This is a genomic window from Anaerosolibacter carboniphilus (genome assembly GCF_014205875.1).
In the GTDB taxonomy this organism is placed as follows: Bacteria; Bacillota; Clostridia; order Peptostreptococcales; family Thermotaleaceae; genus Anaerosolibacter; species Anaerosolibacter carboniphilus.
Genome location: NZ_JACHEN010000001.1, coordinates 85,485 through 99,886, shown reverse-complemented (window position 1 = coordinate 99,886; position 14,402 = coordinate 85,485). Strand labels below are relative to the sequence as shown.

The following is a 14,402-nucleotide window of genomic DNA, read 5'->3' as shown; positions in this document are numbered from 1 at the left end:
AAATTAAAGACCATAATTTCCTAGATATTAACAAAATGGACGTGCAATGCACGTCCCTACGATTTTTTCCTATGCACTTAGGTACACATCCTTTATTTAATATCTCCATGCTTTTCAATCTCTGCCAATTCAAGAATTCTATTCTCTTCATCCACAAATACAATGCTCGGCTTTAAAGCTCTTGCTTCTTCAGGACTCACCCAGCAATAGGCGATAATGATTACATTATCCCCTGGCTGCACCAATCTGGCAGCTGCGCCGTTTAAGCAAATCACGCCACTATTGGCCTCCCCTTCGATCACATAGGTCTCTAGGCGGGCACCATTATAGTTATTTACAATTTGCACTTTTTCTCCTGGAAGAATATTTGCTGCATCTAGAAGGGTCTTATCTATTGTAATACTTCCCACATAATTAAGATTTGCCTCCGTTACCGTAGCACGATGAATCTTTGATTTAAACATATTTAGCATCATTGGTTTATACCTCCAAGCGTATATTGTCAATAAGCCTTGTCTTCCCTATTTTCACGGCCAGTGCAATGAGGACATCACCCTTGATTTCTTCGATCTCCTCCAAGTTCACTCCATTAACAATTTCTACATAATCTATTTTCGCCAAAGGTTCACATTGAATCTTCTCTTTGATCCAATTTCTTAGTTTTCTTGCATCAAGTTCTCCATTTTTAATCATTTCCTCAGACTGAAAGAGGGATTGTGACAATATTAGCGCTGCCTTTCTTTCCGCTGGACTTAAATAAGTATTTCTTGAGCTCATGGCCAGTCCATCGGCTTCCCTTACAATGGCACAAGGAATGATCTCTATATCCATGTTCAAGTCTCTTACCATTTGCTGAATCACAGCCACCTGTTGCGCATCCTTTTGTCCAAAATAAGCTCGATCTGCCTTCACCATATGGAAAAGCTTGCTCACAATCGTTGTTACACCTCTAAAATGTCCTGGTCGAGATGTCCCGCATAGCTTAGCAGTAATGTCCTCTACTTCTATGTAGGTTTTATACTCTGAAGGATACATTTCTTTCACGGTAGGATGGAAAATGACATTAGCCCCTGCCTGTTCTGCAATATCACTATCCCGTGCCAAATCCCTGGGATAGGTTTCGAAGTCCTCACCAACACCAAATTGGGTAGGGTTTACAAAAATACTTACTACCACAAATTCATTTTCTTCCTTTGCTCTTCGAATCAAAGAGGCATGTCCCTCATGAAGATATCCCATGGTGGGTACAAATCCTATCTTGTTTCCTCCCTTTCTAGCTTTGGCTACTTCTGCTCTAACCTGTTCAACCGTTTCAACGATCTTCATTGCCTCTCCTCCCATGCTTAATACAATTTTGACAACACTTCCTCATCCATGGCAAAGGTATGCTCCTTATCAGGGAACTCCATGGTTCTCATTTCCTCTATATACTGCTTGCACGCTATTTTCATATTTTCTCCTAACTGAGCATACTGCTTTACAAATCTTGGTTTAAAATCTGAAAACATACCCAGCATATCCTGAGTTACCAATACCTGCCCATCACAATATTTACCTGCTCCAATCCCTATGGTTGGAATGCTCAACTTCTCCGTAATCAGTTTTGCTAAAGCTTCCGGCACACACTCTAATACGATGGCAAAGACTCCTGCTTCCTGAAGTAACAAAGCATCTTGGATCATTTTTTTCGCCTGTTCTTCACTTTTCCCCTGTACCTTAAAGCCACCAAAAAGGTTCACCGATTGAGGCGTCAGACCCAAGTGTCCAATCACAGGAATTTGTGCTCGTACAATGGCCCTTACTTTATCTACAACTTCTTCTCCCCCCTCTAGCTTTACTGCATGGGCATTGCCCTCCTGAATCATTCGTCCAGCATTTCGTACACTTTCTTCTACACTGACATGATAGGAAAGAAATGGCATATCCGCGATGATCAGGGCTCTTTTGGCTCCCCTTGCCACTGCCTTACAATGATGAATGATATCATCCACAGTCACCTGCAGGGTATTTTCATACCCCAACACCACCATTCCCAGTGAATCTCCTACCAAAAGGCTGTCCACACCAGCCTCATCCAATAGTTTTGCTGTAGAATAGTCATAGGCTGTGAGCATTGAAATTTTTTCATTTTTCTTTTTCCCTTCTATAAATGACGATGTAGTAAATTTTTTTCCAGTCATATTTACACCTCTTTCAATATATATTCTAAAGCTGCTATTTTCTCTTTATCCTTTAATTTTTCCACCGATGCCACATCCAAGGTCATTTGACCCATTCTTTTATAAAAAGCCACGGACTCAGACATTTGATTTTCTAAAATCCTTATATGGCTTTCTATAGTAAGCTGATCGCCTCTGGCAATAGGACCAGTCAAGGCCTTGGCTGTTCCCATGGCTTCTATATTATGTAGTGTACCCATCATCAAGGGAAGCACTGCCTTAAAACCCTCTTCTTGATCAATACCTATCCGCTCCAAATAATGCAATCCTTCATCTACCAACGTCACTAGATAATTTGAGAATACACAAGCAGCTGCATGGTACAATGCCTTGTATTTTGTTGCAATTTTAAAAATTGGATTCCCAAGCTTTTTAAACAATGCCTCTATAAGGTGCATTTTTTCAAGATCACCCTCAATACTAAAATAAGTACTCTCTAAGTCTTTCAAAGCCTTCTCTATTTCAGCAAAGGACTGTAGTGGATGAATGGAATAAATATGACAGCCTCGTTTCTGTGCCTCCTTTAAGAGAATAGAAGGTGCTGCACCGCTCATATGGGCAACGATCTGCCCTTCCCGAAAAAGCTTCCTTTCTGCCAGATGATTACACACAGCTTGAATCTCGTCATCGGGTGTGGTAATCCACAAAAAATCTATTTCAGAAATTAACTGTTCTACTTTCTTATATGCCTGGCTATTTGTCTTTTCTGCGGCAATTTGAGCAGAGATGTGATTTCTACTGAAATAACCCTGTATCGAAAAGCCTTTTTTTCTGAGGTACATGCCAAAGGCTATTCCAACCTTTCCAGCTCCAATAAATCCAAATTTCATTTCCTCACTTCCTTTTCCTTACAGTAGAAATCACACTCCACTGCAAGCATAACAAAACAGAGGAGTGTGATCTTAGTTTTCCCAAAAAGGCAACAAAAAAAGCCTTTCTGAGCATCACACAAAAAGGCATTATCATCCATCTTACCTTTCCTGTCTCGGTCCTATTGGCTCAGAGCAGAATTCATCTTTTTGATTATCTTGACGATCTATAACAACGGTATAGCTCTTTCGATACTATCCACGCTTATTCTAACACATTCAAATTTATCCTACAACAAAGAATTTTTCTAATTTTTTCTACTATTTTCCAAAATACTGTGGAATATGTCTGCCCATACTAATAGTAGTTTTTATAGCTTATAAGAAAAGAGGTGAAATACATGACAAGACGACCAATGGTACCAGAAGCCCGAGCTGCGCTGAATGAATTTAAGGCAGAAATTGCTGGAGAACTTCATATGGACATAACCAATAAAAGCTTTGGAGGCGAAATCACGTCCAGGCAAGCAGGACAAATGGGTGGACAGCTTGGTGGCGAAATAACCAAGCGACTGGTTGAAAATGCATCCAACGGTATGGTATATACAAGCGATCAGCTCCCCCAGGATTTAGATTAATGGAAATTTCGATAAAAAGGACACAAACAATGTGTCCTTTTTATCGGTAAAAAAATTTTTATATATTTATAAAAACAATGCAACTTTTTCCTTTTTTTTACGTCTATATATGTGGGGGAACGACGTAGGGGGTATTATCGTGAAGAAGTTATTGCTGTTTTTTATTCTGGGCATGATTAGTATGTTTGGACTCATTGGTTGTACTGAAGATGAATTGACCAGTAATATGAAGGATTTTAAGATTATTTATGATGTGAAGCAGCTTGAGCCTGAGGTACAGGAATGGATCCAAACTACCCAAGGAAGTACAGGCATTTATAAGAATCAGTTTACCTGTGGCAGCTTTATTTTAATTAGCTTAGGAGATCATCAAGAACACTTGATTAAGGATATTAAAGTTAAGAAAGACAATTATGGCTACATTTTTAACATCACACTGAAAGAATCTATACCTGATCGTCAGCCATTAGATCATATGCTGGTTTCGCCTATTATCTTAGAAACCAGCGCTGCTGATGACACCGCCCGATATGATGTGAAAGTAATCTACCAGTAAGCACTCCTCCTTTACATATATATTACAACAAACAAAAGCATTTCACTTATTTAAGCTGAAATGCTTTTGTTTATGTTTTTATATAGATACGTATCCTTAAACGCTTATTATCTCTAAGCATATTCAAGCGCAAAGGATGACTTTCTAATTTCATAGTCACACATCTATATTAATTCGCTAATCTTCTTCGACGTCTTTATCTTCCATCTTCCCTTCTCCCTTATAAACAGTAAATCCTCAACCTCTTTTCCATGGCCTATGATGGCGTTGTCCTTTTCCAGAGAGTACACCTTAAGTGCTCGAACCCAAATACCATCTGGAGTAGGATAGTAAATATCCACCTTATAATTCAGCTGTTGATAGCTATATTCTCTCCATTCGTTCTGCAAAGCTTCCTTTAACAGTGCATAATCCCTTGTTTTATCATCTCGATATACCTTGGCAATGTTTTTCATATATCCATTTAAATTCTTCTTTATTGTGTTGCTTGTTTGCACTTCTAAGATGTTCCATATCTCTTTTTTGATTTCCATGAAATAAGCCTCATCCTCTTTAGCTCGGAGATACATATTGGCGAGTTGATCCTGGTCTGGATAAAGGCTCTGGATATTCATGGTCATTCCTAGATAGATCAAAAGCATAATCATAGCCACTAGTATATAAAATCTTTTCATGGAGGCTTCCTTTCTGTACAATATAAAAAGCTACAGAGAATCATTTCTCTATAGCTTTCCTCATTTATGGAATAAATATTTAATCTCCAACCACAGTAATCAATCGATTGCCTACATCCCTTAGCTTTAGCTCTCCAAGGGATTCGAAGGAAACCACCAAAATCGTCTTGATTACACTCTCATCCTCGTCATATTCATAAGCATAATAGTATGCCAGTAGATCTTCAGGCAATATTTCTTCAATCTCAACGGCATATTCATCGGCCTTGTTCATCAATTCTGAGACAAAGGCTTCCTCATCTTCATCAATGTCCAATTCCAGCCCTTCTTCTTCCAAATCCTTCTTTAATGCCTCCGCATCGCATTGCAAAATAAAGGCAAGTACATCCTCTCGCTTTGTCCGGGTAGAAATATCCATGGTTACATCAAACTCTGTATTGTCTTTAATCAGCTTAGACAATTCATCAAATGCATATTGCTTTTTTCCATCTCGAATATAGCTCATACAGCATCCCTCGTCTTTCATATGTATTATTTAAGAAACTGAAAGATTCATGTTTCTCTTGGATTTTTGAAATATATCTTCAGCTTATCCTCTGATTTTAGTAAATTGTATCACATTCCTTCATTTATAACAATCATCTTGAAAAGGAAAAGACAGCCCGATAAGCTGCCTCTTCCTTTGATGAGTTGTGGGTGGGAATAAGGTGTATTTAAAAGTCATTTGACTTTTAAATCGAATGTACTTTTCTAATGTCATTATTTCCAGCTCTATTCATTTTATACATAGTTTTTTGAATTTTATGTAATATCTTCTATCTGTCGATTGTTGTCCTATGAAATATGTACTATAATATATGTGTACACATAATACATGGACAACTTTCTTTCCTTAAGGAGGACAACATATGAAGGGTACAGTAGTATCTACATGGATCAAAAGCTTAGAAAAGCTCTACGGCAAATCTACCGTTGAAAAAGCTGGACAAAAGATCGACTGGGAAGTAGATCGCGTAATTACCCCTTTAGAAGATATTCCTGACCATGAGCCAAAGGCTCTTATAGATGAAGTGGCAAAAATTGTCGGTAAATCTGCTGGTGAAGTCTGGCGAGAGATCGGAAGAAGCAATATTGAGACCTTCAGAACCTGGTTTCCTTCCTATTTTGAACGATTTAGTCTAAAAGGCTTCCTCATGATGATGGATGATGTGCATGCACAATTGACAAAAATGATTAAGGGTGCACAACCACCTAGACTGATCGCAACTGAAATTGGGGAAAAAGAAATCGAAATCCTTTATGAATCAAAACGAGGGATGTTCGATTACTTCTTAGGATTGTTAGAGGGCAGTGCTGGGTTTTTTCAGGAAAAAATCGAAACAGAAATACTTGAAAAAGGTACATATTCCGATGGTAGAGCTTATTTAAGAATTAAAATTAAACTAGAAAAGGATAACCGTCAGATTACCAACTATCCCGTTAATCGCCTGCTTTCTTTTGGTTTTGTAAAGAGCATTCCATTTAAAATTGCAGCTGCCGTTACCTTGCTCTCCGTGATCATTCCCTATATCAAAATAGGTAACAATCCATTTGTAAACACCGTACTTCTTCTAGGCTTTGTATTCGTTATAACCTTGGTCGTCAGTACCCTGTTGCTCGCCCCCATTCGCTCCATCAAAAACGAATTGGATATGTTATCTGACTTAGATTTTGCCAACAGTTCGCAAATCAAAACAGGGGATAATTTTGAGGATTATTTGAATCAAATGAACGATATGAAAACAAAAGTAAAGAAAGACTTTTTATTTCTTAAGGGCGGCACCGATGATATGTATAATTTCACCGTAAAGTTTTCGGAGATCGCTCAGGAAATGAAAGGTGTATCCGATGGCATTTCCGATTTGGTGCAAGAGGTTGCTAGTGGTGCCATGCATCAAGCAGAAGAAACTGAACGATCCGTTTATATATTAAACGATAATATCGATCATTTGAATAAGTTGGCTGAACAAGAAGCGGGAAGCAAGAAACAACTTGAGAAAGCTGTAGGAGATATACGAACCTCTTTTCAAGAAGTCCAAGGTGTAGCGGCAATGCTCCTCCACATGAAGGATGATTTTGCAAAGGTAAATGCCCAGGGTGATGATTTGTCCAACCGGGCTCAAAGCATCATAGACATCGTCACCACCGTGGAACAAATATCTGACCAAACCAATTTACTTGCACTAAATGCTGCCATTGAGGCTGCTCGCGCTGGCGAAATGGGCAAGGGGTTTACCGTAGTAGCTGAAGAAATACGAAAGCTGGCTGAGAATTCCAAGGATGCTGTAAAAACCATTAACCAAAGCCTTCAGATTTTTACATCTGATGTGAAAGGCATGGTAGAACAGGTTACGAATCAATTTCATCGTTTGGAAGAAAGCAACAAAACGTTGGCCGCTGTCGCCTCCGATAACGAAAAGGCTACAAACGAAATCACCTTTGTATCCAATCAAATTGTTCACTTGGTAGAAGCTTTATCTATAGAAACCAAACAGATTTCAGATGTATTCCAAAACATCCATTCTCTGGCCGCCATCGCCCAGCAAAACTCTGCGGCCACCCAGGAAATGAGCGCCAACGTTATTCAGTACTCCAATCGAATCAAGGACTTAACAGATTACATCCATCAATTAGAAACCTTAACAAGCAATTTAAAAATCGAACTCAAAAAATATAAAATCTAAGTGCAGAAAATCTGCGCTTTTTTCTTTTCCTTCCATAATATGCTACGGATGTACCGTGCGGACGATTCATGTTTCATTGGAAGTCGGAAATAATACTATTGAGGTGATAAAATATGAAAAAAATATTAAGTATCTTCATAGTGAGCGTTCTGATTTTCGCTGCTTGTGCACCTGCCCAACAGAAGCCTATGATCACGCCACAGGCATCCTCCATCTTTAAGAAAGGAAATGTGGATAAAATCCAAATTATTGCCAATCAGGCCCCTCTTCGAACAGGTCATTCTGCTGAATATCCAATTATCCGGCAGCTTCCTAAAGGCAACGTATACAACGTTCTTCGAGACACAGAGGAATGGTATGTGGTAGAGACAGATGACGGACAGGTAGGCGCCATCGAAGCAAAACAAGCAAAGCCTCAAATCGACCCTCCTTCTATGGAAGGTCAACAGCAAAGTATTACTCAGCTTACACCCAATGAAGAAGATATGCTGCGCCTGCTAAATGCAGAAAGAGTTAAAAAAGGTCTGAATCCATTAAAGATAGACATGGAAATCACAAGGGTGGCAAGACTTAAATCCCAAGATATGATCGATAACAATTATTTCAGCCATAATTCTCCTACCTATGGAAGTCCCTTTGACATGATGAAGCAATATGGCATCAAATATATCTACGCAGGAGAAAACCTGGCTGGCAATCCATCCATAGCCAATGCCCATGAGTCACTTATGGATTCCCAAGGGCATCGGGAGAATATTTTAAACCCTAATTTTACCCACATAGGCATCGGTGTAAAGGAAGGCGGCCAATACGGCAAGATGTGTACACAAATGTTCGTAGGCAGATAGGATAAGAGAGGAGTTACGCTATGCAACATGAAATTGATGACCAGAAACATCATAATAATTTATTAAAAACTGTAGAGGGAACAGCTTGGATTTTATGTGATGCCCTTAAGACTATGGCCCATTACAACATCGTTCCTGACGAAGACGCTTCTGAACGAGCCGAAAACAAGCTAGCACAACATCTTGCAGAAATATTCGAAATTATCTCAGAGTGTGAAGAACCCAATGTCATTGATTACACAGCCGACAAGATGCTGCAATTTGCAAACAATGAGCAAAATCAGTTGATCGCGTATGTTGAGAAATATATGGGTGATAATCCATTAGGTGAACGTATTGTACACAGGAAATATGAATCATAAAGTCCAGATTTACTGGGCTTTTTCAGTTTGATCTTTCTTTTTAATTTTTACGCCTTCCTTCAATGTCTCATCTGGTGATATAATCACTTCTTCTCCTACTTGCAGGCCCTTTATCACTTCAACCCGCTCCTCACTGTCCATTCCCTTTTCAATTTTTTTCAGTGATGCTACGCCATCCTTATTTACGAATACATGGTCTGTTCCTTGATATTCAAAGATAGCATTCTCTGGTATCCAGAGGACATTCGGTTTTGTTTGTGTGATGATGCGGATATCCATGTCGTAATCCGGCTTCAATTTCAGCTCCATTTGGGGCAAATCAATTTCTACTTTCACTCGTTTTTGCTCGATCCCTAAATCAGAAATCTTGCTAAAGGCTTTGGGATGTATTTTCCTCACCGTCCCCTTTACTTCTCCAATGCCCAAATCATCATTCCAAATAACTACAGTACCACCTTCCTGCACATCGCCGATTTCGCTCATCAATACATCGCTCTCAATATATACATTTTTATTGTTTCCGATCTCGAATACTGCCATTCCTGGTTGGATGTAGGTACCATTCTGAATCTCCTTTGACATAATCATGCCATCCTGGGTTGCCTTGATTACGAAATTCGTTTTTTTCTGGTTTTGTAAATCAATTTGTGCTTGCACTTGATTGATTCTCGCTTCAAATTCCTTTTTCTGCTGAGTAGAAATACCCTTTTGTGCTATTTCCAAGTCACTTCTAGCACTTTCCAGTGCCGCTGTCTCCAGTTCCAACTTGGCTGCAGCACCCTTATACGCCTCATGGCTTATGGCCCCTGCTTCATAAAGCTTTTTATTGTTCTCTGCAGTTCGTTTTGCTTCTTCAAAATTGATTTCAGCAGTTTTTACCGCTAATTGAGCCTTTTTTATGACTTCTCCGTCGCTGGGCCTTAGTGCATCTTGATATTGGGCCAAAGCAGCATCCTTCTCTGCCTGAAGTCCTGCCAACTGAATGGCCATTTCCTTTTCATCCAACTTGGCTAAAACATCTCCCGCCTTTACCATATCCCCTACGCTGACCATAAGTTCTACTACCTTACCTGTTTCAGAAGCATAAATGGTGGTTTGCTGTTCCATTTTTACAGTACCCACTTCTTCAATGAATTTTTCAAGCTTGCCTGTTTCCACACGAAAAGTCTCTACTTCCAACGTTTGATTTCTTCCTGCTGCAAAATATGCAATACCAATAATGCCTATAACCGCCAAGACAATCCATTTGATTTTTTTCTTCATTTTCTTCCCTCCTAGGAAACACGATTTTTTAGAGCTTCTATGAAATTAAGGCTATAAATTTTCTTTAGGGTAGCTAGCTGTGCAATGAACACAAAACCAACGGTAGCAATAGCTGCTGTGATAAATATTTTGGGCGTTAAGATTACTGGAATAGAAAAAATATCTGTATTAAAGGCTTCCGCAATACCGTTACACATTCCATATCCAATCGGTATTCCAAGAATAATGGCAATAACCGTCATCAGCATGTTTTCCTTGGTAATCATCTGATATATATTTTTCTTCTCAAACCCTAAAACCCGCAGGGAAGAAAATTCCATGCTCCGCTCTGCGATACTGATAATCGTAGAGTTGTACACAATGGCAAATCCTAAAATTCCTCCAAAAAGCATCATGATTCCGACGGAATATTTTGTGGCATCCAGAAACTGCAAAAAGCTGTTTTTCATATCATCCACCGACTGTACAACAGAAACATGTTTGATATCCTTTACTTTATCCTGTACACGATCCTTTGATCTGACATTTACCCCCGTAATCATACCCTTTTCGGTTAAGGTATTTTCCATCTCTACAATGTTCATGTAAGCATTGACGCCCAGATATTGCTTCACAATTCCTTTCACTTCCACTTTGACATCGTCTTTCCCTGGAATAAAGTTCTTGATGGTTATTTGATCCCCCTCTTTAACATGCAGGGCCTTTGCCAAGCCTTCTGTAAGAAATATTCCTTTTTCATGAAGCTTTACAGATTGCTGACGATTATCTTTAAAATCATAAAATTGTGTATCCTTAGGCACCCCTATAATGCTTACCACCTTTTTTCTCCAGCCTGTTCTGAGTTCAAAGGGATATTCCAGTTTCGGTTCAATATAATCAACCTCCGCCAATTGCTTTACTTCAAGCATGGCCTTACGATTCATGGGTTTATTAAAATCAATGCTATAATCCATCTTTTGAAACTCTCCATAGTGGAGGGTAAACATGTTGGTCATGGCACCGCCTTGAAAGATGGGAACAACCGTAATCCCATAGGTCAACGCAATCCCCAGTACCAAAAATGCAAATCGTCTTTTGCTTCTCGCAATATTTCGAATCACCATTTTCCAGCTAAAACTCACATATTTCCAGAACCATCGAATTTTTTCTAAGAAAATTCGACCTCCTGTTTTGGGCGACTCTGGACGCATGGAATCAGCTGGCATAATGTCCAACACCGGTTTGGCGCCTATAAGCCCCGCAAAGATGCAGAAAATACTGGTCAATAGAATGGCATACATCATATACACATAATAAATTTCTGACTTCAATAAGGGTAGATTGTAATACATCACATACACTTGAGCCAATAAACCTGAAAGCATCACCCCAGTCACATTCCCGATCAGAGCCCCCGTAATCCCGATCACCAAGGCAAACTTCACATAGTGAGACAATATTGCATAGTTTCCATAGCCTAAAGCCTTCAACACACCGATATAGATACGGTCATTTTTCACGATTCGAATCAGCATGATATAAATAATAAGGGCTGCCACCAACAGAAAGAGCAAGGGAACGGTCTTAGAAGTCTTCCCTAATTGGGTAACTTCTTCTGTCAACATCCGATTGCTTAGTTGGTCCTTTCGTTCGATGATTCTCTTTACACCATATCGATCTAATCTCTCTTCAAGCTTTTTTACAATCTCATCCATTTTATCCTGGTCTTTTATTTGAATCAAAAGCTCATTGTAACTATCCTGATAACCAAAGGTCGTCTGGGCAAATTCTTCGCTGACATAGACGACACCAAATTTCTCCGGTGCAGGCAGCAGCGCCTGTTCATTTTCCATGAGATACACATACTCAGAACTGGCTACGATCCCAGACACATCCAGCTGCGTCATTTTCCCATCGATATAGGCGGTCATTTTATCTCCTACAGCAATTTTTCTTGCTTTTGCAAACTGCTCCAATACTACCACCTTTTTGGGCTGTCCCTCAACGATTTTCCCCTCCAGAACATACAAGTCATTGATTCTCTTCTCCGTATCTGGAAGAGATACGATTCGTATCCTTACCTTTTCTTTATCATTTTCCACTTTTAAAGGAACATCAAAACTTACCCGTCCCTGTACAACCTCGATCCCTTCGATTTCTTTTAATCTATGCAACGCACTTTCAGGTATTTTAACGGCCTGGACAAAAATATCTCCGAAGTTCGTCAGTTCATAATAATAATCCACTGTATTCTTCAAATTCATGGCTGTCATACTAAACGAAACATAGATACATAGGCCTAGGGCAACGACGATGGCAATGGAAATAAACTGTCCCTTTGAATTCCTCAATAGTCTCAATAGTCGTATATCCAGCTTTCTCATTACCACTCAATCCTTTCTGGCGGTATCGGATTTGTGTTTTCCTTTACTTCAACAATCTTTCCGCTGCGCATTTTAATCACGCGATCAGCCATTTCCCCAATCGGTGTATTGTGGGTAATAATAACTACCGTCTTGTTAAACTGCCGATTGATTTTATGAAGCAGCGATAAGATCATAATACCTGTTTGAAAGTCCAAAGCGCCTGTAGGTTCGTCACAGAGTAAAAGCACAGGATTTTTAGCAACTGCCCTTGCAATGGCTACCCGTTGCTGTTCACCTCCACTCATCTGGGATGGAAAGTGGTCCTTTCGCTCTCCAAGTCCCACATCCACCATGATCTCATCAATATTTAAGGCATTCTTGCAAATTTCCGTAGCCAACTCCACATTTTCTCTAGCTGTTAAATTTGCCATCAGATTGTAAAACTGAAACACAAAGCCCACATGATCTCTGCGATAAACTGTCAGTTGTTTATCATTATAATTGGTTATCTCCTCATCATGGATGAATACTCTGCCCTCTGACGGAGAGTCCATTCCACCTAGAATATTCAGAAGTGTACTCTTTCCAGATCCACTGGGCCCTAAAATTACAACAAATTCTCCTTCAAACAGTTCAAAACTTGCATCCTGTAAAGCGTGGACCTTTACTTCTCCCATTTGATAAGTTTTGCTTACCTTTTCTACTCGCATTAAAATTTCTTTCTCCACCTTGATCACCTCCTATATCCACTCATCCCATTTGATATTTTTCTACCCCTTACCCCTTCCTAATAATCCATACTTAAAGAAATCATAAATATTCTCTACCAGCCAGCTGACCCCTTTTTCCTCATTTAAATAATAAGGATTTGCAAATATCCTTTGCCAGTCAATGTTTTCTGTTAAATCTGATAAAAAGTGAGATACGAAATCCACATCCATGGGTCGCATCTCCCCTTTATTTACCCCTTCCTCCAATATATTTTTCCATAGTACCAATACCTCTTTTTTCTTATATTCCCCTAGTCGTGCGATGATGTAAGGAGACTCCATAATGTCTTTATATAACACGAAGGGCATTTCTTTCGAAACGCTTGCGCCAAAGGAAAACATGTATTCTATCTTTTCAACAGCAGTTGGAATCTTATCTAAATCTGCATGTATTATTGATAGAATCTGATCGCTCCACTGTATGATCACTTCTAGCAATAGGTCTTCCTTGGAAGAAAAATACTTATATATTGTCATCTTACTAATCCCTGCTTCTGCTGCGATCTCATCCATGGTCACGCGCTTATATCCTTGTGTAAAAAACAACTCTTTTGCTTTCTCCATCAATCTTCTGTATTTTTTGGAACTCTGGGTTGTCATATATCCCCTTCCTTTCTCCAAATTTAGGACATACTGTACTTTTGTACTTTTTGAGTACAATATTATTATACGCCTAATTCTTTCCAAAATCAATGTAAGTTCAATGAATTATTTCCATGCTTTAAAAGATAAAAAAAATCCCCCGATATTCGGGGGACAAAGTAAGGAAAATGTTTGAAAACTAGACCAATCACCTTCTATAAGGGAAACAAAAAACCCTGCCGGAAAGACAGGGTATATATTCAGTAGAATCTACTTTCCTGACCTTCCCTCCGAAGGTAGTGATATCAGCAATAGGCAGGTCTCCTGGCTCATGAATCAATCTACTTCCCCAGCCTTCCCGATGGTTCAGTGGCATTTGTTGGGGTTTCGTCATCATTTACAGTAGCGGGGGCTGCGACGGTTTTACACCGTACTTCCCTATTATTCCCTAAGGAAACCTAATGCAAAAATTATTCACTTATAAAAAATATATCATAATCTTTTGAGCATGTCAATCTAGTTACTACCATCTTATAGCGTCTCCCTTCCTTTTCTAAATCTTCCTTTCAGCATATCGTTTAATAAAATTTGTACTGTTAAAATTTTTCAACAA

The 14,402-nt window shown here is 39.2% G+C and carries 15 protein-coding genes and 1 riboswitch; of the genes, 5 read left to right on the top strand and 10 right to left on the bottom strand.

The window, feature by feature from the left end:
- Positions 1-92: 92 nt before the first annotated feature.
- Genes panD through HNQ80_RS00470 form a run of 4 tightly spaced genes read right to left on the bottom strand, consistent with a single transcriptional unit; the run spans position 93 to position 3,049 of the window.
- On the bottom strand, positions 93-476 hold the full coding sequence (gene panD, locus HNQ80_RS00485) for an aspartate 1-decarboxylase (protein ID WP_184307060.1): 384 nt from the start codon (positions 474-476) through the stop codon (positions 93-95).
- Between the two features lie 4 nt (positions 477-480).
- Positions 481-1,326, bottom strand: coding sequence for a pantoate--beta-alanine ligase (panC, locus tag HNQ80_RS00480; protein ID WP_184307058.1), 846 nt, complete (start codon positions 1,324-1,326; stop codon positions 481-483).
- Between the two features lie 17 nt (positions 1,327-1,343).
- Entirely contained in the window at positions 1,344-2,180 is an 837-nt protein-coding gene (gene panB / locus HNQ80_RS00475; protein ID WP_184307055.1) for a 3-methyl-2-oxobutanoate hydroxymethyltransferase, read from the bottom strand.
- A gap of 2 nt (positions 2,181-2,182) precedes the next feature.
- Positions 2,183-3,049: a Rossmann-like and DUF2520 domain-containing protein gene (locus tag HNQ80_RS00470; protein ID WP_184307053.1), complete on the bottom strand. Its 867-nt coding sequence runs from the start codon at positions 3,047-3,049 to the stop codon at positions 2,183-2,185.
- Between the two features lie 380 nt (positions 3,050-3,429).
- Between HNQ80_RS00470 and HNQ80_RS00465 the strand changes: the two genes are divergently transcribed.
- Positions 3,430-3,666: an alpha/beta-type small acid-soluble spore protein gene (locus HNQ80_RS00465; RefSeq protein ID WP_184307051.1), complete on the top strand. Its 237-nt coding sequence runs from the start codon at positions 3,430-3,432 to the stop codon at positions 3,664-3,666.
- 139 nt (positions 3,667-3,805) lie between these two features.
- Positions 3,806-4,222 (top strand): hypothetical protein, encoded by a 417-nt coding sequence (locus HNQ80_RS00460; RefSeq protein ID WP_184307048.1) that lies wholly within the window; start codon positions 3,806-3,808, stop codon positions 4,220-4,222.
- Positions 4,223-4,386: 164 nt separating this feature from the next.
- On the opposite strand, the gene HNQ80_RS00455 is transcribed toward HNQ80_RS00460, so the two are convergent.
- Positions 4,387-4,896, bottom strand: coding sequence for a hypothetical protein (locus HNQ80_RS00455; RefSeq protein WP_184307046.1), 510 nt, complete (start codon positions 4,894-4,896; stop codon positions 4,387-4,389).
- A 79-nt stretch (positions 4,897-4,975) separates the two neighbouring features.
- Positions 4,976-5,401, bottom strand: a complete 426-nt coding sequence (locus tag HNQ80_RS00450) for a hypothetical protein (RefSeq protein WP_184307045.1) — start codon at positions 5,399-5,401, stop codon at positions 4,976-4,978.
- A gap of 403 nt (positions 5,402-5,804) precedes the next feature.
- Between HNQ80_RS00450 and HNQ80_RS00445 the strand changes: the two genes are divergently transcribed.
- The 3 genes from HNQ80_RS00445 (at position 5,805) to HNQ80_RS00435 (ending at position 8,829) form a co-directional block, all read left to right on the top strand.
- Positions 5,805-7,619 carry a heme NO-binding domain-containing protein gene (locus HNQ80_RS00445; protein ID WP_184307042.1) on the top strand — a complete coding sequence of 605 codons (1,815 nt, stop codon included), beginning with the start codon at positions 5,805-5,807 and terminating at the stop codon, positions 7,617-7,619.
- Between the two features lie 113 nt (positions 7,620-7,732).
- A complete protein-coding gene (locus HNQ80_RS00440; protein ID WP_184307040.1) occupies positions 7,733-8,467 on the top strand; it encodes a CAP domain-containing protein in 735 nt (244 codons plus the stop codon).
- A gap of 20 nt (positions 8,468-8,487) precedes the next feature.
- Entirely contained in the window at positions 8,488-8,829 is a 342-nt protein-coding gene (locus HNQ80_RS00435; protein ID WP_184307038.1) for a hypothetical protein, read from the top strand.
- Positions 8,830-8,838: 9 nt separating this feature from the next.
- Here HNQ80_RS00435 and HNQ80_RS00430 read toward each other — a convergent pair whose 3' ends face one another.
- The 4 genes from HNQ80_RS00430 to HNQ80_RS00415 are packed head-to-tail and all read right to left on the bottom strand — an operon-like array spanning position 8,839 to position 13,807.
- The gene (locus HNQ80_RS00430) at positions 8,839-10,092 is read right to left on the bottom strand and encodes an efflux RND transporter periplasmic adaptor subunit (protein ID WP_184307036.1); all 1,254 of its coding nucleotides are present in this window, start codon (positions 10,090-10,092) and stop codon (positions 8,839-8,841) included.
- Positions 10,093-10,103: 11 nt separating this feature from the next.
- The gene (locus HNQ80_RS00425; protein WP_184307034.1) at positions 10,104-12,455 is read right to left on the bottom strand and encodes an ABC transporter permease; all 2,352 of its coding nucleotides are present in this window, start codon (positions 12,453-12,455) and stop codon (positions 10,104-10,106) included.
- Positions 12,455-13,147: an ABC transporter ATP-binding protein gene (locus tag HNQ80_RS00420; protein ID WP_184307639.1), complete on the bottom strand. Its 693-nt coding sequence runs from the start codon at positions 13,145-13,147 to the stop codon at positions 12,455-12,457. The genes HNQ80_RS00425 and HNQ80_RS00420 overlap by 1 nt, the downstream gene beginning before the upstream one ends.
- 60 nt (positions 13,148-13,207) lie before the next feature.
- Complete coding sequence (locus HNQ80_RS00415) at positions 13,208-13,807, bottom strand: TetR/AcrR family transcriptional regulator (protein ID WP_184307032.1); 600 nt, start codon at positions 13,805-13,807, stop codon at positions 13,208-13,210.
- A gap of 279 nt (positions 13,808-14,086) precedes the next feature.
- A riboswitch (cobalamin riboswitch) is annotated at positions 14,087-14,266 on the bottom strand.
- Positions 14,267-14,402: the final 136 nt, after the last annotated feature.

Bases quoted from the DNA above. Each gene is read 5' to 3' on its own strand.
- panB (WP_184307055.1), bottom strand. From the start codon at position 2,180: ATGACTGGAAAAAAATTTACTACATCGTCATTTATAGAAGGGAAAAAG.
- panC (WP_184307058.1), bottom strand. From the start codon at position 1,326: ATGAAGATCGTTGAAACGGTTGAACAGGTTAGAGCAGAAGTAGCCAAA.
- HNQ80_RS00435 (WP_184307038.1), top strand. From the start codon at position 8,488: ATGCAACATGAAATTGATGACCAGAAACATCATAATAATTTATTAAAA.
- HNQ80_RS00440 (WP_184307040.1), top strand. From the start codon at position 7,733: ATGAAAAAAATATTAAGTATCTTCATAGTGAGCGTTCTGATTTTCGCT.
- HNQ80_RS00430 (WP_184307036.1), bottom strand. From the start codon at position 10,092: ATGAAGAAAAAAATCAAATGGATTGTCTTGGCGGTTATAGGCATTATT.
- HNQ80_RS00450 (WP_184307045.1), bottom strand. From the start codon at position 5,401: ATGAGCTATATTCGAGATGGAAAAAAGCAATATGCATTTGATGAATTG.
- HNQ80_RS00420 (WP_184307639.1), bottom strand. From the start codon at position 13,147: ATGCGAGTAGAAAAGGTAAGCAAAACTTATCAAATGGGAGAAGTAAAG.
- HNQ80_RS00445 (WP_184307042.1), top strand. From the start codon at position 5,805: ATGAAGGGTACAGTAGTATCTACATGGATCAAAAGCTTAGAAAAGCTC.
- HNQ80_RS00425 (WP_184307034.1), bottom strand. From the start codon at position 12,455: ATGAGAAAGCTGGATATACGACTATTGAGACTATTGAGGAATTCAAAG.
- HNQ80_RS00415 (WP_184307032.1), bottom strand. From the start codon at position 13,807: ATGACAACCCAGAGTTCCAAAAAATACAGAAGATTGATGGAGAAAGCA.
- panD (WP_184307060.1), bottom strand. From the start codon at position 476: ATGATGCTAAATATGTTTAAATCAAAGATTCATCGTGCTACGGTAACG.
- HNQ80_RS00455 (WP_184307046.1), bottom strand. From the start codon at position 4,896: ATGAAAAGATTTTATATACTAGTGGCTATGATTATGCTTTTGATCTAT.
- HNQ80_RS00470 (WP_184307053.1), bottom strand. From the start codon at position 3,049: ATGAAATTTGGATTTATTGGAGCTGGAAAGGTTGGAATAGCCTTTGGC.
- HNQ80_RS00465 (WP_184307051.1), top strand. From the start codon at position 3,430: ATGACAAGACGACCAATGGTACCAGAAGCCCGAGCTGCGCTGAATGAA.